Raw genomic sequence first — 18,045 nt, 5'->3', positions numbered from 1 at the left:
CTCCAGGGGGTGAGAGCACGACACGTCGGCATGGGTTGTGCCTGAGACTGCCCGACGAGTGATGGCGTGGAAAGGTGCGGCAGAGCCACTCCTGTTGGTGCTCCCCCTAAGCGGTTGTGAGGCTCACGTCCCAGCCTGTGAGACAACCCGTGCCGTGAGCCGCTTCACAGGCTGATCTGCTGCCCCAGGCCGCGTTCGCGAGCGGCGGTGATGACGGCCCACGCTGCGGCAGCATCCTGCACACCGATGCCGACGCTGTTGTAGAAGACGATGTCCTCCGGTCCGCTCCGGCCGGATGAGAGCCCGGCGACGACCGAGCCCAGCGAGACGAGATCGCCTGCGCCGAGGACATTCTCATGCACGGCGGCCACCACCGGGCCGGCGTGCTCCAACGACGTCTCGACGTCGTCCACGACCACGGCCGCAGCGCGCCGCAACAGCTCGACCGGCACCTCCGAACGGTCCGCCGCGAACGAGCCGACACTGATCACGGTCGCTCCGGGAGCGAGCCACTCCACCTCCAGCACCGGCGTCGCGCTGGTGGTGGCCGCGACCACGACGTCGGCCCCCGCGACAGCCACCTGAGGGTCGCGGGCCACCGAGACGTCGAAGTCGAACCGCTCTGCAAGCCGTGCCACGAGCTGCTCCGCCTTGGCTGCCGTCCGGCCCCACACCCGGACGTCGGAGAGCGGCAGCACGCGCGCCAGGGCCTTGACGTGCGCCTCGGCCTGCACCCCGGACCCGAGCACCGCCAGGACCGAGGACTCGGGCCGGGCCAGCGCCTCTGCAGCCACCGCGCTGGCCGCGGAGGTGCGGATGGTGGTCACGGTGGTGCCGTCCATGAGCGCCACCGGACGACCGGTCTGCGGGTCGAGCGCCGTGACGACAGCGGCGATGGTGGGCAGCCCCCGCTCGGCGTTCGCCGGTGCCGCGCTGCCGAACTTGCAGACGGCCCCGGTTTCGTCCGACACCCGGGCGGCGTAGCAGAACGACGACGACCCCTCCGGCCCGGAGAGCAGCAGCCGGGCGGGCAACTGCGCGTGCCCGAGCCCGAGCTCGCGAAAGGCGACCCGCTGCGACTCGATGGCGGTGTCCATGTCGAAGACCTGGGTCACGTCGGCCGCCGACAGCACCAGGAGGCCGTCCCGGTCAGCGGTCTCCATCGGTTCCTGCGTGCTCATCGCGCTCCTGGTGTCAGAGGGTTCGGTGATCGCGCTTGCGGCCCCGCTCGTTGCTGGGAGGGGGCGTCACGGATGACGCCTTCTCCCAGCAACGAGCTGAAGGGGCGGGGGTCAGACGGTGAAGTCGACGCCCTGGGCCAACGGCAGCTCGCCGGAGTAGTTGACCGTGTTGGTCGCGCGTCGCATGTAAGCGCGCCACGCGTCCGACCCGGACTCACGGCCGCCGCCGGTCTCCTTCTCGCCCCCGAACGCGCCACCGATCTCGGCGCCAGAGGTGCCGATGTTGACGTTGACGATGCCGCAGTCGGAGCCGACGGCGCTCATGAACCTCTCGGCCTCGGCCTGGTCCGACGTGAAGATGGACGATGAAAGGCCTTGCGGGACATCGTTGTTGAGCGCGATGGCTTCCTCGAGCGTGGAGTAGGTCATCACGTAGATGATCGGGGCGAACGTCTCCTGGCGCACGATCTCGCTCTGCTCGGGCATCCGCACGACCGCGGGTTCCACGTAGTAGGCGTCACCCGCGGCGTCGGCCAACCGGCGTCCACCGCCGACCAGGACGTTGCCGCCCTGTGCCTCGGCCTGCTCCAGGGCGGCGGCCATCCCGTCATACGCCCGCTGGTTGATCAGCGGCCCGACCAGGGTGCCCTCGGCGGTGGGGTCGCCGATGGGCAGGCGACCGTAGACGTCGGCCAGCCGCTTGGCGAGGTCGTCCGCGACGTCCTCGTGCGCGAGCACCCGACGCATGGTCGTGCACCGCTGCCCCGCCGTGCCCGCCGCCGCGAAGACGATGCCGCGCGTGGCCAGGTCCAGGTCGGCCGACGGCGCCACGATCGCGGCGTTGTTGCCGCCCAGCTCGAGCAGACAGCGGCCGAAGCGCGCCGCCACCTTCGGGCCGACCTGCGCCCCCATCCGCGTCGACCCCGTCGCGCTGAGCAGGGCCACCTCCTCGTGCTCGACCAGCCGCTCTCCCACGTCCGCGCCGCCGATCACGACCTGACTCAGGTGCTCGGGGGCACCGACCTCGGCAATCGCCTTGTGCAGCACCGCGTTGCAGGCGATCGCGGTCAGCGGCGCCGCCTCGGACGGCTTCCACACCACCGGGTCGCCGCAGACCAGCGCCACCGCGGTGTTCCACGACCACACCGCGCACGGGAAGTTGAACGCCGAGATGACGCCGACCACCCCGAGCGGGTGCCACGTCTCCATCAGCCGGTGTCCCGGACGCTCGGACGGCATGGTGCGGCCGTAGAGCTGGCGCGACAGACCCACCGCGAAGTCGCAGACGTCGATCATCTCCTGGACCTCGCCCAACGCCTCGGACGTGATCTTGCCCACCTCGAGGCTCACCAGAGCACCGATGTCGGCCTTGTGCTCCCGCAGCAGCTCGCCGAACCGGCGCACCAGCGCGCCGCGCACCGGTGCCGGAGTGGTGCGCCACGTCGCGAACGCCTCCTTCGCGTTCGCCACGGCTCGGTCCACGCCCGCCGCGTCGGTCCAGGCCAGCGGCAGCAGCTCCTGGCCGTTGACCGGCGAACGGCTACTCTGGTCGCCCTTCAGGGCGACCACGTCGACGCCGCAGCGCTCCAGCGCGGCCCGTGCCTGCTCCTGCAGGTCAGAGGCTGTGGGCAGGGTGTCGGTGGCGGTGCTCATGAGTGGGTTCTCCTGTACCTTCGGTGCTTTCGTGGCTGCTGGTGGCTTCAAACGATGTTGAGCTCTGGTCGTGACTGTGCCCGGTCGAACCGGGTGGCGTCCAATGGCGAGATGTCGACGTATGGCGTGCGGCCGGCATACAGGTCGCGGAGCACCTCCCCGACGGCGGGCCCCATCAGGAAGCCGTGGCCGGAGAAGCCGGTGGCGTAGAGGAACCGGTCCACACCGGTTGCCTCGCCGATCAGGGCGTTGTGGTCGGGGGTCATCTCGTAGAGCCCCGCCCAACCGCTGGCGAAGCCGACGTCCATCAGGCTCGGCGCCCGCCGCTCCATCGCCGCCCCGAGCCGCGGCAGCCAGTCATCGGTCCGGCTCAGCTTGAAGCCCGGCTCCTCGTCCGGGTCGGACATGCCGATGAGCAGCCCGGCGCCCTCGCGGTGGAAGTAGAAGCTGGACGAGAAGTCGAGCGTCATGGGCAGGTCGGGAGGCAGGTCGGCGACCGGCTCGGTCACCAGGATCTGGCGGCGCACCGGTGTGACGGGAAGGTCGACCCCGACCCACCGGCCGACCTCTTGGGCCCAGGCGCCCGCGGCACAGATGACCGTGTCGGTCTCGATCCTCCCCCGCTCCGTCTGCACCGCGACGATGCGGTCGCCGACGGTCTCGATGCCCAGCGCGGCGCAACCCGGCACGATGCGGGCGCCGTGCCGCCGGGCGCCGGTGGCATATCCGAGCACCACCGACTCCGGGGTGCAGTGTCCGTCGGTCGGTGAGAACGACGCTGCGAGCAGGCCGTCGGTGTCGATCAGCGGGGCGAGCTGCCGGGCCTCCTGCGGGCTGAGCATCCGGCTGGGCACGCCGAGCTCGTTCTGCAGTGCCACGTTGGTCTCGAAGGTGCGGACCATCTCCTCGTCGTCGAGCAGGAAGAGGTAGCCCACCTGGTGCAGGTCGATCTCCTGCCCGGGACGCTCACCGAAGCGCTGGAACGCCTCCAGGCTGCGCCGGCCGAGCTCGATGTTGAGCCGGTCGGAGAACTGCGCACGCACGCCCCCGGCCGCCTTGCAGGTCGACCCGGACCCGAGGGCCGCCTTCTCGACCAGCACCACGTCCTGGACCCCGGCCTCGGCCAGGTGGAAGGCCGCGCTGACCCCCATGACACCGCCTCCGACGATGACCACCGAGGCGCGGCTCGGCACCTGGTCGCTTCGCGTCACCGTCGTCCACCTCCTGCAGTCGTCCCGGGCACCGCCATCGTCTCCATGATCTCGCGTCTCATGCCAGCGTCCCAGCCACGGTCTCCTCGACCGGCACCTGGCCGCGTAGGCGCATCGCCGTCCGGACCCGTTCCTGCGCCAGCTGGCGAGCGGCGACGTGCGGCGTCGTGCCCCGCGCGCGGCTCTCGGCCAGGACCGTCTCGGCGTTGGCGCGCATCTTGGTGGAGATCATCGCGAAGATGTCTGCCGGGTCGGTCACGAACGCCGAATAGCGGTCCGCCATCGAGAAGGCCGCCGCGACCACCCCACCGGCGTTGGCGATGAAGTCGGGCACGACGGCGACACCGCGAGCAGCCAGCAGCTCCAAGGCTTCCGGCGTGGTCGGCATGTTGGCGCCCTCGACCACCAGCCGTGCCGGGGTCTCGCGCGCCACCTCGACCCCCACGACGTCCTGGGTGGCGGCCGGCACGAGGATGTCGCAGTCCACCGTCAGGGCACTGGACGCCGGCAGGACGCCGCCGTACTCGCGCACGCAGTCGTCACCCGCCTGTTCGCGCAGCCGGAGCAACCGGTCGAGGTCCACACCGTCGGGCTCGTGGACCGCGCCGGAGGCGGTGGAGACGGCGACGACGGTGGCACCCAAGGAGGTGAACCGCTCGGCGGCCGCGGTACCGACGGCCCCGAAGCCCTGGATGGCGACACGAGCGCCGTCGATCGACAGGCCAACCGTGGTGGCAGCGGCGTCGGCGGCCTCGGCGACCCCGAAGCCGGTGACGCCCAGCTCGTCATACGGCAGTCCACCGAGCGACCTGGGCAGTCCGACCGACGCGCCCCGGTCGCCGAGCTCGTCGATGAAGATGGCGGCGTCCTTCTCGGTGAGCCCCATGTCGAGGCCGAAGACGTACTCCCGCGGCACCTCGTTCGCCAGCGCCCGCGCGAACGCACGGAGAACCTCCTCCTTGTTCGGAGCGTTCGGGTCGCCGAGGATGCCGGCCTTGGCGCCTCCGTGGAACAGGTCCACCGCCGCCCACTTCCACGTCATCGTGCGGGCCAGCCGGGCCACCTCGCCGACGGTGAGCGAGGGGCTCATCCGCGTCCCGCCCTTGCCCATGCCGCGGGCGGTGTTGTCCAGGACCAGGACGCCCTTCATGCCGGTCCTGCGGTCCGATACGCAGACCACCTTCTCCGGTCCCCACTCGTCCATCAGCGCGAAGACGTCCTCGGTCACCAGTGCTCCTCGTGTGTCGGCATGCCACCTGAAGGATCACCGAGTCGGGCGAGGTCTGTGAAGGTGCCCACCCGCAGAGTTCGCCACCCCCAGCACCAGCCGCGCTGGTGGTGCCCGTGGACCGGGGCGGGACCTACGGCCCATCCAGAGGCGCCGCCGCGCGGAGACGATGAGGTATGACGACCAGTCGGCTCGCGGACGTGTCCGCGCAGGTGGACCGGTGGGTCCGGGAGGGGATCATCAGCGCCGAGCAGGCGGCCGCGATCCGGAACGACCTGCGGTCACGCCCGTCGAACGATGAGCAGGGGGACGGCCAGCGTTCCCGTGGTGCGCCGCGGGCCTGGTCATCCCCGCGAGGCAGGTCGACCAGTCGAACCGGTTACGGGCGGCGCTCTGGGCCGGGTCGAGCGCCGCGCTCGCCTTCGCCACGGTCCTCGCCTTCACGGAGACGCTGGGCTGGAGAGCCGTGGGGATCGCCGCCGGTGCGGCAGCGGTCACCACGTTCTAGGCGGCGGTGCTGTGGCGCCTGCACCCGACCGCCCTGCAGCACTTGGTCGCCTTCGGCGCGCACAACGTGACCGTGGGCGCCGCCGTCGCCTCCTGGGGCACCGGCATCGACTCCCGAGGGCCGCCGTCCACATCGCCCGTCGCGGGCGCAACCGGCCCGCCTGACCGACGCTCTCGTTTTGGGCGTCTTGGTCGAAGCGTGGGCGCGACTGGTCGCCCACCCGCTCCGGGCTACCCTGCCGGAAGCCCGCACGGTGCAGGCAGAGCGGAGGACAGCACGTGAGCCCCAGCAACCCGGCGCGCGACCCCCGATACGACATCCTCTTCACGCCGGTCACGATCGGGCCCGTGACGGCACGCAACCGCTTCTTCCAGGTGCCGCACTGCAACGGCATGGGCTACCGCGACCCCACGAGCGAAGCCTTCATGCGCGGGGTCAAGGCCGAGGGCGGCTGGGCCGTCGTCTGCACCGAGGAGGCGGAGATCCACCCCACCGCCGACCTGACGCCGGCCATCGAGCTGCGGCTCTGGGACGACGACGACATCCCGGCGGTCGCCCGCATCGCCGACAAGATCCATGAGTATGACGCGCTGGCAGGGATCGAGCTCACCCACGGCGGGGCGCACAGCCCCAACCTGGCCAGCCGGATCGTGCCGATGGGCCCGACCGCGCTCCCGGTGTCCAGCGACCACCACCCGGTCAACGCCCGGGCCATGACCCTGGCCGACATCGCCGACGTGCGCGCCTGGCACCGTGCCGCGGTCCGCCGCTCGCTGCAGGCAGGCTTCGACCTGGTCTACGTGTATGCGGGACACGGCATGACCGTCCTGGAGCAGTTCCTGTCGCCGCGGCACAACCAGCGCACCGACGGCTACGGCGGGGACCTGGCCGGCCGCATGCGACTGCTGCGCGAGGTGCTCGAGGAGACCCGCGAACTGTGTGCCGGCAAGGCAGCAGTGGCCTGCCGGCTCGGCGTGGACGACCCGGAGATGGGGGTCAGCCGGGCCGAGACCGAGGAGATCGTCGGCACCTTGGCGGAGTTGCCCGATCTGTGGGACTTCGTCGCGGGCGCGTGGGAGGACGACTCCATGTCCTCCCGGTTCGGTCCGGAGGGCGGGCAGGAAAAGGCCGTCGCGGGCCTGAAGCAGCTCACGTCCAAACCGGTCGTGGGGGTGGGCCGGTTCACCTCGCCCGACGAGATGGTGCGCCAGGTCCGCAGCGGCGTCCTGGATTTCATCGGTGCCGCCCGGCCGTCGATCGCCGACCCCTTCCTGCCGAACAAGATCCGGGAGGGCCGGCTCGAGGCGATCCGCGAGTGCATCGGCTGCAACATCTGTGTCTCCGGCGACTGGACGAGCTCGCCGATCCGCTGCACCCAGAACCCGTCGATGGGCGAGGAGTGGCGGCGCGGGTGGCATCCCGAGCGGTTGCGGCCCCGCCGCATTGACGCACGGGTGCTGGTCGTCGGAGCAGGGCCGGCGGGGCTGGAGGCGGCGACCTCGCTCGGACGACGCGGCTTCGATGTCACGCTGTTGGAGTCGTCCAGGCACCTCGGTGGCCGGGTCCGCCGGGAGGCGCGGCTCCCTGGGCTGTCCGCGTGGATCAGGGTGGTCGACCATCGCGAATACCTCCTCACCACCCTGCCCAACGTCGAGCACTACTTCGAGAGCGAGCTGAGCGCCGACGAGGTGCTGGAGCACGGTTTCGACCACGTGGCCGTCGCCACCGGTGCCGTCTGGCGCGCCGACGGCGTCGGCCGGTCGCGGGCTGTTCCGCTGGACCTCCCGGCGCACGTCCCCCTGCTCACGCCCGACGACCTGATGCACGGCCGACGCCCGGCCGACCCCGGCAGCCGGGTGCTGCTCTACGACGACGACCACTACTACATGGGCGGTGCCCTGGCCGAGCTGCTCGCCCGCGAGGGCTACCAGGTGGAGCTGGTCACCCCGGCCGCAGACGTCTCCGCCTGGACTGCCAACACCATGGAGCTGACCAAGATCCGCGCCCGCATCATGGGCGCGGGCGTCCAGGTCAGCACCCGGCGGTCGCTCGCGGCCGGGCCAGCGGGCGTCGTCACCACCGGGTGCGTCTTCACCGGCGAGCTGCGGGAGCACGCTGCGGACACCCTGGTCCTGGTCACCGGCCGGGCCGCGCGCAGCCCGCTGCACACCGAACTGATCGCGCGCGAGGACCAGTGGGCGGGAGCCGGGCTGAAGACCGTGGACCTGATCGGAGACGCGCTCGCCCCGGGCATCATCGCGGCGGCGGTGTGGTCAGGACGGGAGTATGCCGAGCAGCTCCAGTCGGAGGGTCCGCGCGACGCCCTTCCCTACCGGCGGGAGGTCACCCGGCTCGCGCCGATGGACCCCCTGCCCACCCCCGCGACATCAGACAACGGATGAGGCGGGACCCCCTCGCGGCGCACGGGTCCCGCCTCGTTCGTTGTGGCGGTGGCGGTGGGATTTGAACCCACGGAGGAGTTACCCCCTCACACGCTTTCGAGGCGTGCTCCTTAGGCCGCTCGGACACGCCACCGCCGGACAGGTTACTAGAGGCGGTGGGTCGCGAAGAAATCGAGCAGCAACTGCGAGCACTCCTGCTCACGGACACCACCGATGACCTCCACCCGATGGGTGGCACGACGGTCCCGGACCACGTCCCACACCGAGCCACAGGCCCCGGCCTTCGGGTCCCAGGCGCCGAGCACGACCCGCTGGATCCGCGCCAGCACCAGCGCGCCAGCGCACATCGCACAGGGCTCCAGCGTCACAGCCAGGCTGCAACCCTCGAGGCGCCACGTGCCGAGCGCCGCAGCGGCCGAGCGTATGGCGACCACCTCGGCATGGGCGGTCGGGTCACCGTCCGCCTCGCGCCGGTTGCGACCCACCCCGATGACCTCGCCGTCCGGTGCCAGCACGACGGCGCCCACCGGCACGTCGTCCGAGGCGAGCGACTCCGCGGCGACGCCCAACGCATGGCCGATCCACTCGGCATACGGCTCAGTGGTCCCGGCGGGGCTGAAGGAGCTCACCAAGCCATGGTGCCCGAGGCACACGCCGTCATCGCCCACGTCCCCTCACTCATCAGTACCCGTTGCACCATTCAAATGTACGAGCAGATCCGGTCGCAGCTCGCCACCCTCATCGCGTCCGGGGGCCTGCCACAGGGCACGGCACGGTCGTCGCGGCCGCACCACGGTTCACTGCGGCCACGAGCAGGGCCCAGCTGGAGGAGGCGGCCCGGGAGTTCGCGTCGCGGATCCATCGTCTGGGCATCTCCTCCCCCGAAGCCGTGGCGGCGGTCCGGACCGAGCTCGAACGACTTCCCGCACGGTAGGTTGCCCCCATGCGCGTCCACGTTGCCGACCACCCGCTGATCGCCCACAAGCTCACCGCTCTGCGTGACCGGGAGACGGACTCGCCGACCTTCCGGCGGCTGGCCGACGAGCTGGTGACCCTGCTCGCCTACGAGGCGACGCGGGAGGTGCGGGTTGAACCTGTCGACATCGTCACGCCGGTCGCGCCGACCAGCGGCATCCGGCTCGCGTCCCCCAAGCCGCTGGTGGTGCCGATCCTGCGCGCGGGTCTCGGCATGCTCGACGGGATGGTGCGGCTGCTGCCCACCGCGGAGGTCGGCTTCCTCGGCATGGTCCGCAACGAGGAGACCTTGGAGGCGCACACCTACGCCAACCGGCTGCCCGAGGACCTGGACGCGCGTCAGTGCTACCTGCTCGACCCGATGCTCGCGACCGGCGGCACCCTGGCCGCGGCGATCCACTACCTCGTCGACCGTGGCGCCGACGACATCACCGCACTCTGCCTGCTGGCCGCCCCGGAGGGGATCAAGCGGGTCGAGCAGGAGCTGTCGGGCCTGAAGATCCCGGTCACGCTGGTCACCGGCGCGATCGACGAGAAGCTCAACGAACAGGGCTACATCGTGCCCGGCCTCGGTGATGCGGGCGACCGCCTCTACGGCATCGTCTGAGGCGACGCCTCGCCCGCGACGTCGAAGCGACAGCGCGTTTGCGCGTGCGAACCTTGGCGAACGTCGGCCTCAGGTGGCCGGCGGCCACGCGTCTCCCCAGGCGATTTCACGAGCCGCCCGGTAGGCCGGCCCCTGCCGCTTGGACACGATCTCCCGCGATGCCGTCCCGTCCGGCCGACACAGCTCGAGCTGCACCAACCCCTTGCGCTTCACGGGATGTCGCAGCACGCGAGCGGGCGCGGCCGGATCGCTCCCGGCGACGGACGTCCGGCGTCTTGGCGGCCCTGGCGACCACTCCGCAGGACGTCCCGGATGAGCAGGCAACACGGCGACATACGAGAACTTCTCGTCCTCGTGGCCGAGCTCGCCGCCCTTGACCCTGCGGTGCAGCGCCGAGCGGTTGATCCGCGCCGCGAAGTGGCACCAGTCGTCGGCGGCGAGGGGACAGGCCTCGTCGTGCGGACAGGGTGCGACGACCACGGATCCGCCGGCGATGAGCTGTGTCCTTGCCGCGAGGATGCGGCGGTAGCCGTCGGGGGTACCGGGCTCGAGCACCACCATGGCATCGCCACAGCCCGCAGCCGCCGACACCACCTCGGCTCGCTGCCGCGGCGACAGCTCGCTGAGGACGTAGGAGAGGGTCACGAGGTCGGCTCCCGGCACCGGCTTCGCGTCGAGCCGGGCGGTGCGCCACTGCGCCGAGCGCAGACCCTCGTGGAGGGCGCCGCTGGCAAGGGACCGGCCCAGGTCGAGCGCGTCCGCGACCTGGTCGACGACGGTCACCTGCGCGAGCTCCGGGAAGACGTCGCAGGCCGCCCAGGCCGCCGCGCCGGTGCCGCCACCCAGGTCGAGCAGCGAGCGCGGGCGCAGGTCTGGCCGGGCCAGGGCGAGTTGGCCCAGGGCGAGGCGCGCGGCGCCGAACGTCGCGGGCATCCGATAGGCGACGTATGCCGTGACGTCGGCCGGCGTCGCCAGGATCGGCTCGTGCGCGGCGCCACCGGTGCGGTAGCGCGAGATGAGCCGTTCGACGGCGGCGGTCAGGGCGACCCGGTCCACGCCCGCGGTAGCGGTGTCCAGCGCCTCGCGCAGCTCGTCGGTGAGGGTCACCGGCTTCCCTCACCGGTGAGCAGGCCGCGTTCGAGGGCACGCAGCACGGCCTTGGTCCGGTCGCGCACCCCGAGCTTGAGCAGCACCGAGGAGACGTGGTTCTTGACCGTGCCCTCGGCGAGGTGGAGGGCCTCGGCGATCTGCCGGTTGGCGAGGCCCGCTGCCACCAGGCGCAGCACCTCGGTCTCCCGCGCGGTGAGCGGCTCCACGACCTGCTCGGGAGCCGACGCCGGTCCACGGTCGGTCAGCCGTGCCAGCAGACCGGCCGTGACGGCGGGCTGGACGAGCCGGCCGCCTCGGGCCAACGTCTCGATGGCATGGACCAGCTCGTCGAGGGTGACGTCTTTCAGCAGATAGCCGCGAGCGCCCGATCTCAGGGCGTCGAGCACGGCCTCGTCGTCGTCGAACGTCGTGAGCACCAGCACGGGGGGCCGGAACTCGCGGTTCGAGAGCTCCTTCAGGGTGGCGGCTCCGTCGAGCCGCGGCATGCGCAGGTCGAGCAGCACGACGTCAGGCCGCACCCGCTGGATCGCCGCGAGCGCCTCGACCCCGTCGGCCGCCTCGGCCACGACCTCGATCCGGTCCGCAAGGTCCAACAGGCTGCGAATCCCCTGCCGCACCAACGTCTGGTCGTCGACCAGCAGCACTCGGACGGACGCCCTCCCCCCACCGCCGTGGTCGCGACCATCGGCAGTCTCGGGGCCGTCGGCGGGATCGTCATCGACCTCCCGCGCACCAGCCGTTGTCCCGTCCCCGGTCATGCCGCTGTCCTGAGCCGCGCCTCGACGCGGAACCCGTCGGCGCCGTCCCAGGAGAGCTCGCCGCCCAGCCGGCCGACCCGTTCGCGCATCCCGGTCAGTCCGTGGCCGACCGCGACCTCGGTCGCCCCGCGCCCGTCGTCCCGGGCAGAGAGCACGAGCTCGCCCCCGTTGCAGGTCAGTGTGATCCAGAGGTGCTCCGCCTCGGCGTGCCGCATCGCGTTGGTGATGAGCTCCTGGACGCAGCGCAGGACGACCTCCGCCTCGTCCTCACCGAGCTCGTCCAGGTCGCCGTGGACGTCGAGGACCACCCTGGGCGTGGGCACGGCAACGGCCAGGTCGGCCAAGGCCCTCCCCAACCGCGCCCGTGGCTCGCGGAGCCGACCGACCACCTGGCGCACGTCGCTCAGCAGGTCCTTGGCGATGACCCGCGAGCGCGCCACCGGTTCGGAGGCGGGTCCCTCGGCCAGATGGGAGGCGACCTCGAGGTTGACGGCGAGGGCGCTGAGCTGGTGCCCGACCAGGTCGTGCAGGTCACGGGAGATCCGCAGCCGCTCCTCCACCTTGCTGGTCTCCGCCAGTCTTCCCTGGGCCGCTGCCAACTCGGCGTTGGCGACACCCAGCTCCTCCCGCATCCGATGCTCGCGCAGGCTCGTCTCGACCATGACCAGCGCGAAGAGCTGGAACACGGCATACATGACGGCCACCGCGGCGCCGAAGCCTCGGTCACCGTCCTGGAGCACACTGGCCACGACGAGCACGGCCGTCTGGATCCCGATGAGCGACAGCGTCGCCCAAACCTGCAGCAGGAACGCCGCGGTCGCCACGAAGATGACCATCGGGACCGCGGAGATGCCGTAGTCCGGGGCCAGCAGGTAGGTCAGCAGCACCGCGACGAACAGTGGCGCCAACAGACCCCGGGCCGCCCGGACGCCCACACGGTCGGCGCACAGCAGCCCGAACGTCCCCAGGCCGGCGGCGTAGGCCACCCACCACCATGGCGAGACGGTCGCGGCCAGCCCTGACAGCAGGGCGACCAGACCCACGAGGACGTAGCCCAGCAGGCCGGCCCCGCTGGTCAACCGGTCCAAGGACTCGTCGGCCACCTCTGCAGCATAGGTCGCCGACGTCAACGGTCGAGGTGCCGGAAGTCATGGGTGCAGGTCGTGACTGCCGGCACCTGTCTCGGCGGCGTGCCCGCCCTAGCGTCGAGTCGACGCAGGCGCCGCCGGCGCATCGGCGAGAGCGAGGCTGGCATGGACCCTCAAGAGGCGCGCAACGTGATCGAGGCAGTGGACCTGCACAAGTCGTATGGCGAGGTGCCCGCCGTCGTGGGTATCGACCTGCAGGTCACCGCCGGCGAGGTCGTTGCCGTGCTCGGGCCCAACGGGGCCGGGAAGACGACGACCCTCGAGCTGCTGCTGGGCCTGCGATCACCCTCGGCAGGCCGCGTGACCGTCTTCGGCCTGCCGCCCCACCACGTGGCGGTCCGGGGCCGGGTCGGCGCCATGCTGCAGGACACCGCCGCGCCGGAGAGCCTGACCGTGACGGAGATGGTCGACCTGGTCGGTCACTACTACCCGCACGCCCTGCCGACCGCAGACGTCGTGGCCCGTGCCGACCTGTTGGTTCACGCGAGCAAGCGGGTCACGCAGCTGTCCGGGGGGCAGCGCCAGCGACTCTCGTTCGCGGTGGCGATCGTCGGTGATCCCGACCTGCTCTTCCTCGACGAACCCACGGCTGCGCTCGACGTGCACGCGAGACAGGCGTTCTGGGAGCAGGCCCGCGAGTTCGCCCGGCTCGGCAAGACCCTCCTGTTCTCCACCCACAACCTCGCCGAGGCCGACCTGGCGGCCGAACGCGTCATCCTCATCAACCACGGCCGAATCGTCCACGACGACACCCCTGCCCGGATCAAGTCGCTGATCCCCGGCAAGACCATCGAGCTGCTCACCGACGCCACAACCGACCAGCTCGAGACCGTCAAGGGTGTGCAGCAAGTGGCGACGCTCCACGACCGGGAGGCACCCGGCATACGCGAGTCCTCTCGTCCAGGGCTGCACCGCTTGCGTCTGCAGGTCGCCGAACCCGAGCCCGTCCTGCGCGCCGTCTTCGCGGCAGGGCACCGGGTCGAGGACCTGACCGTCACCGAGGCCAGCCTCGAGCAGGCCTTCCTGCACCTCACCGGCGACCAGGGCGACCCGGCGACCACCGCCCCACGCACGAGGAGACACTGACATGGCCGGCTTGACCACACCGCAAGCGTTTTCGCATCGGCTGAGTCCGAGTGAGCGGCCCTCCACCGGCATCCTCGGACTGCTGGCGACGCAGGTGCTGATGGAGGTCCGGCGCTACCGCCGGTTGCCGGAGTACTTCATCGGTGTGGTGGTCCTGCCGGTCATCCTCTACACGATGTTCGGGCTGCCCGAAGCGGGGAAGGTGCTCCCCCGCGGCACCGACGTCGGGGCGATGATGTTCGTGTCGTTCGGCTGCTACGGGGTCGTCAGCCAGGCGCTCTTCTCGTTCGGCGGCGAGCTCGCGGCGGAGCGCGGTAAAGGGTGGCTCCGACGCCTGCGGGCGACCCCGATGCCGATGTGGGTCTACTTCGCCGGCAAGGTCGCGCTGAACCTGGTGTTCACGGCCGTGACCCTCGTCGGCATGGCCGCGGTCGCCGTCGTCGCCGGTGGGGTGTCGTTCGACCCGCTCCGTCTGCTGGCCTGCGGCGGTCTCATCGTGACCGGGGTCCTCGCCTTCTCCACGATGGGCTCGGCGATCGCCTACTGGGTGCGCCCCCGGGCCGTGGCGACGATCGTCAACCTGGTCTTCCTGCCGTTGTCCTTCCTGTCGGGGTTCTTCTACCCGCTCGACCAGCTGCCCGGTGTCTTCACGACCATCGCGCAGGCCCTGCCGACCCACCACTTCGGGCTGCTGGCCTGGGGTCTCATGGGTCCCGCCGAGGACATGGACGCCTTCGGCAACCCGGCCACCGGCAGCACCACGCTGCACGTGGTCGTCGTGCTCGCCTGGTGGTCCGCGTGCGGACTGCTGACCGTCCTCGGTTACCGCCGGGACCTCGACCGGGAACGTTCGTAGCGCCGGCCGGCACCCGGCCCCACGGTGCTCGGTATCGTCGGGACGTTCAACGGGCTCCGCCGGACCGGTCCGGCGGGTGGGCCCGGCGCGGCGGCTGTGAGGACTCGGCAGGTGGCACACCAGACGGCAGGCGACCACCGAGGGTCCGGCGCGCCAAAACGCTCCCCCCGCGAGTCGTTCATCACGGTCTATGGCCGCAAGCCGGTCCAGGAGGTGCTGCTGGACGACGAGCTCGCCCTCGACAAGCTCGTCGTCGCCGAGAACGTCTCCCGGCCCGCCGTGAAGCACCTGCTCGAGCTGGCCAAGCGGCGCGGCGTGCCCGTCGAGTGGGCCACGCCGCAGCACGTCAAGCGGCTCGCGGGCAACGGCAAGCACGACCAGGGCATCGTGGCCGATGTGGTCGCTCCCGGGCTGCGCTCGCTGGAGGAGTTCGCCCGGCTCGCGCCCGCGACCGCCGCGGTGCTCGTGCTCGACGGGGTCACCAACCCGGCCAACGTCGGGATGATCATCCGCACCGCCACCGCCGCCGGGTTCGACGCGATCGTGCTGCCGAGCGCCGGTTCGCCCGGGGTCGGGCCCCTGGTGATCAAGGCCTCCGCCGGTATCGCCTACCGCGCCAGCATCGTGCGCTGTCGGCGCCCCGAACACGCGCTGCAGGCGCTGCGCGCGGCGGGCTACACGACATACGGCCTCGACGCCTCGGCCCGCGAGTCGATCTATGACGCACGGCTCGAGGCACGCTCGGCCTTCGTGCTCGGCAACGAGACGGACGGGTTGTCCGACGCGTGCCGCGAGCTGGTGGACGTCGACCTGGCGATCCCCATGCACGGCGGGGTGGAGTCGCTCAACGTGGCGAGCTCGGCGGCCGTGCTGGCGTTCGAGGTCGCCCGGCGCCGTCTCGCAGGCTCCACCTGACGCCCCTCGGCCGCTCGTGGGAAAGCGTCGCCACGGCGCGCCTCACCAGTCTCAACCGTCACACTGGCACGATGGTGGACGAGTTGTGGCCACGTCAGCACTGCCATGATGAGCACATTGACGCAAGGTCAGTGGGACCCCCATCCGACCAAGGAGCACCGATGTTCAACCTGAAGCGGCTGCTGCAGTTGCTCGTGGTCGCCTTCATCATCTACGCGATCTTCACCTCGCCCGACCGGGCCGGCGACATCCTGCACTCCGCGTGGGACGTCATCGCCCAGGGCTTCAAGTCGCTCGGCTCCTTCTTCGACTCGTTGCTCGGCAGGGGGTAGCCGTCGTGGCGCGTGCGGGACCGGGCGTCCCCCACGGCACGACTGGCCGCTACCTGCTCGACGGCGAGTCGATGATCATCGCCGTCCACCAGCACTGGGCCAAGGTGGCCGAACCCGTCGCGTCCACGCTGGCTGGCCTGCTCCTCGTGCTCTGGGTCAGCGTCGTCGCCCCGGCCAGCCTCGGCGTGCTCACCAACCTGCTGTGGTGGGCGTGGTTCGTGCTCGTCGCGCGGATGCTGTGGAAGGTGCTCGAGTGGCGGCACGACTGGTTCGTCGCCACCGACAAGCGGTTGCTGCTCACCTACGGCCTGGTCACTCGCAAGGTCGCGATGATGCCGCTGACCAAGGTGACCGACATGTCCTACAACCGCTCACCGATGGGGCGCCTGCTCGGCTACGGCCGGTTCGTGATGGAGAGCGCGGGGCAGGACCAGGCGCTGCGCTCGGTGGGTTGGGTGCCCGATCCCGACCACACCTACCGCGCGATCTGCGCCGAGATCTTCGGGGTCAGCGACCACGACCGGGTGCGGCACCTCGACGAGGGCGAACCGCTCGACGAGGCCGCGTATGACGTGCCCCTCCCGTCGGACCCCGGTGACGACCCGGGGTGGGCGGTGTCCTACGAGGACGCGGAGCCCTACAGCGCCGTCCACCAGGACTCCACGGGCATCCCGGCCGATGGCCTCGAGACCTTCCCCGGCGAGACGCACGCGGACGCCGACTCGCAGTCACGGGCGATCCCGACGCGTGGGCCGTCCGACGCCGGCCGCTCGGTCTACCGCAGTCCCGATCTGCGCGGCCGGGGCAAGGACGACACCGGACCGATCCCACCGTTCCGGCGCGATCCCACGCTCTGACGTCCTGGGCTCCGGCCGAGCAGCCGGATCGGGCAACGCCCGGTGCGGCGCCCCCGCGGAGCGCTCGTCGGACGGCTGTCGGCGCACGCACCTAGAGTCTGCGCATGGCACTCACGTTCCAGGTCGTCATCGACAGCCACCACCCGCACGAGCTCGCCGACTGGTGGGCCGAGACGCTCGGCTGGAGCGCCGAGCCGCAGGACGAGGCCTTCATCCGCAGCATGATCGAGCAGGGGCTGGCGAGCGAGGCCGACACGATGCGGCACCGCGGCGCGCTGGTGTGGAGGGAGGGGGCCGCGATCAACCCGCCCGAGGGCGGCCCACGAGTGCTCTTCCAGCTCACCGACGAGGACAAGGCCGGCAAGAACCGGATGCACCTCGACCTGCGCGACGTCCCCGAGGACCGCACGGAGCTGTATGCCGGGCTGGTCGCCCGCGGCGCGCGGGAGCTGTGGCGCGCTCGGCAGGGGCCGCACGAGTGGGTGACCTTCGCCGACCCGGAGGGCAACGAGTTCTGCGCCTGACCGGCGGCGGGTCCCGGCCGCCGGCCGAGCCGGCGCGGGACGGGTGGGCACTCGGCTTACGGCGTCGATTAGGGTCGTGGTGATGATCGGGGACACGAAAGGCTGCCGCGGATGACCGTCCGGGAGATCACCGTCGTCGGGCACAAGGCCCTGCACCAGCGCACCAAGCGGGTCAAAGAGGTCACCGACGAGGTCCGCGCGCTCGTGGCCGACATGTTCGAGACGATGGAGGCGGCCGACGGTGTCGGGCTCGCCGCCAACCAGGTGGGGTCGCGGCTGCGGCTGTTCGTCTACGACTGCCCCGATGAGGAGACCGGTGAGCGCCGTGTCGGGCACGTGATCAACCCGGTGCTGGAGAAGAAGGGCGCGCCGGGGGTGGCCGACCCGGAGCACGACCTCGAGGGGTGCTTGTCCGTGCCGGGCGAGTCGTTCCCGACGGCACGGCCCGACTGGGCCCGCGTCACCGGCACCGACCTCGACGGCAACCCGGTCGAGCTCGAGGGCACGGGGCTGTTCGCGCGCTGCCTGCAGCACGAGACCGACCACCTCGACGGCGTCCTCTACCTCGACCGCCTCAGCGCCCGCTACAAGCGTGAGTCCCGTGAGGCGATCAAGGACCGCGGCTGGGAGGCCGCCCGGATCACCCGGTGGGATCCCTCCGCCGGCAAGGCCGAGGACGTCTGACCCGGGCCCG

Annotated in this window: 17 protein-coding genes and 1 tRNA gene; 9 read left to right on the top strand and 9 right to left on the bottom strand. The window is 71.4% G+C overall.

The window, feature by feature from the left end; translation table 11 throughout:
- Positions 1–164: 164 nt before the first annotated feature.
- From FCN22_RS04355 to FCN22_RS04340, 4 genes are all read right to left on the bottom strand, one after another.
- Positions 165–1,181, bottom strand: a complete 1,017-nt coding sequence (locus tag FCN22_RS04355; RefSeq protein ID WP_202911394.1) for an ornithine cyclodeaminase family protein — start codon at positions 1,179–1,181, stop codon at positions 165–167.
- 111 nt (positions 1,182–1,292) lie between these two features.
- Positions 1,293–2,834: an L-piperidine-6-carboxylate dehydrogenase gene (gene amaB / locus FCN22_RS04350; protein WP_137120322.1), complete on the bottom strand. Its 1,542-nt coding sequence runs from the start codon at positions 2,832–2,834 to the stop codon at positions 1,293–1,295.
- 47 nt (positions 2,835–2,881) lie between these two features.
- Positions 2,882–4,045 carry an NAD(P)/FAD-dependent oxidoreductase gene (locus FCN22_RS04345; protein WP_238384514.1) on the bottom strand — a complete coding sequence of 388 codons (1,164 nt, stop codon included), beginning with the start codon at positions 4,043–4,045 and terminating at the stop codon, positions 2,882–2,884.
- Positions 4,046–4,103: 58 nt separating this feature from the next.
- On the bottom strand, positions 4,104–5,273 hold the full coding sequence (locus FCN22_RS04340) for a Glu/Leu/Phe/Val family dehydrogenase (protein ID WP_238384513.1): 1,170 nt from the start codon (positions 5,271–5,273) through the stop codon (positions 4,104–4,106).
- A gap of 786 nt (positions 5,274–6,059) precedes the next feature.
- Between FCN22_RS04340 and FCN22_RS04335 the strand changes: the two genes are divergently transcribed.
- On the top strand, positions 6,060–8,183 hold the full coding sequence (locus tag FCN22_RS04335) for an oxidoreductase (RefSeq protein ID WP_137120321.1): 2,124 nt from the start codon (positions 6,060–6,062) through the stop codon (positions 8,181–8,183).
- Between the two features lie 43 nt (positions 8,184–8,226).
- On the opposite strand, the gene FCN22_RS04330 is transcribed toward FCN22_RS04335, so the two are convergent.
- Together FCN22_RS04330 and FCN22_RS04325 are read right to left on the bottom strand one after the other, a co-directional pair.
- Positions 8,227–8,316: transfer RNA gene (locus FCN22_RS04330), tRNA-Ser, on the bottom strand.
- A gap of 13 nt (positions 8,317–8,329) precedes the next feature.
- On the bottom strand, positions 8,330–8,812 hold the full coding sequence (locus FCN22_RS04325) for a nucleoside deaminase (RefSeq protein WP_238384512.1): 483 nt from the start codon (positions 8,810–8,812) through the stop codon (positions 8,330–8,332).
- A gap of 314 nt (positions 8,813–9,126) precedes the next feature.
- Here FCN22_RS04325 and upp point away from each other — a divergent pair, with 314 nt between their 5' ends.
- A complete protein-coding gene (gene upp, locus FCN22_RS04320; protein WP_137120320.1) occupies positions 9,127–9,765 on the top strand; it encodes a uracil phosphoribosyltransferase in 639 nt (212 codons plus the stop codon).
- Between the two features lie 69 nt (positions 9,766–9,834).
- Here upp and FCN22_RS04315 read toward each other — a convergent pair whose 3' ends face one another.
- From FCN22_RS04315 to FCN22_RS04305, 3 genes are read right to left on the bottom strand one after another with little or no spacing between them, the layout of a single operon-like run.
- A complete protein-coding gene (locus tag FCN22_RS04315; protein ID WP_137120319.1) occupies positions 9,835–10,872 on the bottom strand; it encodes a small ribosomal subunit Rsm22 family protein in 1,038 nt (345 codons plus the stop codon).
- Entirely contained in the window at positions 10,869–11,633 is a 765-nt protein-coding gene (locus FCN22_RS04310) for a response regulator (protein WP_137120318.1), read from the bottom strand. Before FCN22_RS04310 ends, FCN22_RS04315 begins: the two co-directional genes overlap by 4 nt.
- Positions 11,630–12,736, bottom strand: coding sequence for a sensor histidine kinase (locus tag FCN22_RS04305; RefSeq protein ID WP_137120317.1), 1,107 nt, complete (start codon positions 12,734–12,736; stop codon positions 11,630–11,632). Before FCN22_RS04305 ends, FCN22_RS04310 begins: the two co-directional genes overlap by 4 nt.
- A gap of 150 nt (positions 12,737–12,886) precedes the next feature.
- Between FCN22_RS04305 and FCN22_RS04300 the strand changes: the two genes are divergently transcribed.
- The 7 genes from FCN22_RS04300 (at position 12,887) to def (ending at position 18,035) form a co-directional block, all read left to right on the top strand.
- Positions 12,887–13,867 carry an ABC transporter ATP-binding protein gene (locus tag FCN22_RS04300; RefSeq protein WP_137120316.1) on the top strand — a complete coding sequence of 327 codons (981 nt, stop codon included), beginning with the start codon at positions 12,887–12,889 and terminating at the stop codon, positions 13,865–13,867.
- Between the two features lies 1 nt (position 13,868).
- A complete protein-coding gene (locus tag FCN22_RS04295) occupies positions 13,869–14,723 on the top strand; it encodes an ABC transporter permease (RefSeq protein ID WP_137120315.1) in 855 nt (284 codons plus the stop codon).
- A 111-nt stretch (positions 14,724–14,834) separates the two neighbouring features.
- On the top strand, positions 14,835–15,638 hold the full coding sequence (locus FCN22_RS04290) for a TrmH family RNA methyltransferase (RefSeq protein ID WP_137120314.1): 804 nt from the start codon (positions 14,835–14,837) through the stop codon (positions 15,636–15,638).
- Between the two features lie 161 nt (positions 15,639–15,799).
- Positions 15,800–15,970: a hypothetical protein gene (locus tag FCN22_RS21820; RefSeq protein ID WP_202911393.1), complete on the top strand. Its 171-nt coding sequence runs from the start codon at positions 15,800–15,802 to the stop codon at positions 15,968–15,970.
- A gap of 5 nt (positions 15,971–15,975) precedes the next feature.
- A complete protein-coding gene (locus tag FCN22_RS04285; protein ID WP_238384511.1) occupies positions 15,976–16,827 on the top strand; it encodes a PH domain-containing protein in 852 nt (283 codons plus the stop codon).
- 104 nt (positions 16,828–16,931) lie between these two features.
- Positions 16,932–17,351 (top strand): VOC family protein, encoded by a 420-nt coding sequence (locus tag FCN22_RS04280; RefSeq protein ID WP_137120313.1) that lies wholly within the window; start codon positions 16,932–16,934, stop codon positions 17,349–17,351.
- Between the two features lie 111 nt (positions 17,352–17,462).
- Positions 17,463–18,035, top strand: coding sequence for a peptide deformylase (gene def / locus FCN22_RS04275; RefSeq protein ID WP_137120312.1), 573 nt, complete (start codon positions 17,463–17,465; stop codon positions 18,033–18,035).
- Positions 18,036–18,045: the final 10 nt, after the last annotated feature.

This window comes from Segeticoccus rhizosphaerae, assembly GCF_005222685.1.
Taxonomy (GTDB): domain Bacteria; phylum Actinomycetota; class Actinomycetes; order Actinomycetales; family Dermatophilaceae; genus Segeticoccus; species Segeticoccus rhizosphaerae.
Note: the sequence above shows the minus strand (reverse complement) of the source record. Positions and strands in the feature narration are given on the sequence as shown.

Bases quoted from the DNA above. Each gene is read 5' to 3' on its own strand.
- FCN22_RS04355 (WP_202911394.1), bottom strand. From the start codon at position 1,181: ATGAGCACGCAGGAACCGATGGAGACCGCTGACCGGGACGGCCTCCTG.
- amaB (WP_137120322.1), bottom strand. From the start codon at position 2,834: ATGAGCACCGCCACCGACACCCTGCCCACAGCCTCTGACCTGCAGGAG.
- upp (WP_137120320.1), top strand. From the start codon at position 9,127: ATGCGCGTCCACGTTGCCGACCACCCGCTGATCGCCCACAAGCTCACC.
- FCN22_RS04310 (WP_137120318.1), bottom strand. From the start codon at position 11,633: ATGACCGGGGACGGGACAACGGCTGGTGCGCGGGAGGTCGATGACGAT.
- FCN22_RS04300 (WP_137120316.1), top strand. From the start codon at position 12,887: ATGGACCCTCAAGAGGCGCGCAACGTGATCGAGGCAGTGGACCTGCAC.
- FCN22_RS04295 (WP_137120315.1), top strand. From the start codon at position 13,869: ATGGCCGGCTTGACCACACCGCAAGCGTTTTCGCATCGGCTGAGTCCG.
- FCN22_RS21820 (WP_202911393.1), top strand. From the start codon at position 15,800: ATGTTCAACCTGAAGCGGCTGCTGCAGTTGCTCGTGGTCGCCTTCATC.
- FCN22_RS04280 (WP_137120313.1), top strand. From the start codon at position 16,932: ATGGCACTCACGTTCCAGGTCGTCATCGACAGCCACCACCCGCACGAG.
- def (WP_137120312.1), top strand. From the start codon at position 17,463: ATGACCGTCCGGGAGATCACCGTCGTCGGGCACAAGGCCCTGCACCAG.